At 44.6% G+C, this 925-nt stretch carries 1 protein-coding gene; it reads right to left on the bottom strand.

Going from position 1 to position 925, the window contains the following annotated elements:
* Positions 1-280: 280 nt before the first annotated feature.
* Positions 281-835 (bottom strand): hypothetical protein, encoded by a 555-nt coding sequence (locus FW767_RS12945; RefSeq protein WP_150980735.1) that lies wholly within the window; start codon positions 833-835, stop codon positions 281-283.
* Positions 836-925 lie beyond the last annotated feature (90 nt).

The following is a 925-nucleotide window of genomic DNA, read 5'->3' as shown; positions in this document are numbered from 1 at the left end:
GCCTCAACAATTATTTCGACTTGCGGAAAATCTCCGCATCTCAAAATAATTCAGAAAATAAATCATCGGTTGACTCAGTTAGCGGCTTAGCCAAGGCTGAACAACCTCAAATTTTACCGAATCATTGATAATAAGAAAGTCAATATTAGACATAATACGCCACAGATGAGAATAATACATCCTCAATGCTCATTTGTGTTATTAAATGTCCGAAATATTGCATACGAAATATTGCATAATAAAGTCTATATAGGACAATTGTCCTATATAGACTTTATTCTCACACTCTAATATATCCACTGTATTTATGCCGCGGCTCGGCAACGAGGGAAGATTTATCCTCTTGCTGTTTTGAGGATTGCGGGGGTATGTGGTTTGCCGATTGTTGCTGTGGGGTGGTTGACTTGATTTCCCCATCATCGATGGTGTCATCGTGTTTTGGGGCGAGGGTGGCGGTGATTTTGCGGTCGAGGGCTGCGAGTTCTGATTTGAGCTGCTTCAACTCGTTCTCTTTGCCCCACTGCTTTGCAACGATGGCTTCGAGTTGGGGAACGTCGGCTTTGAGTCTGGCGGTGCGTTCCTCAAACTGGGCGATGATGCCGGGTATCTTCTCCAGTGCATTGACGAAGTTCATGCAGGCGGCATGGGTGTCGCTCATGGCTATGAAGCCATTGTTGTACTTGTACTTCAAGTTGCCTTCGACTACAAAGCGGTTCTGCACACTCTCGTGACCGTCAACCACCGTCGGCTCGGATATGATGGAAATCGGGAATCCGTAAATCTCACCGATACGCTGGTAGTGGAAAAGCCACTCTACTTTGACCCTTTTGGCCAAACAGAATTCACCCCTTTGGCCATAATATGATTGACCCTTTTGGCCCAAATAACATTAACCGCTTAACACAAGAGTTATTAGAGATTTTTT

The sequence above is a fragment of the Heminiphilus faecis genome (assembly GCF_008728965.1).
Classification (GTDB): domain Bacteria; phylum Bacteroidota; class Bacteroidia; order Bacteroidales; family Muribaculaceae; genus Muribaculum; species Muribaculum faecis.
This window is presented reverse-complemented; position numbering and strand designations above follow the sequence as displayed.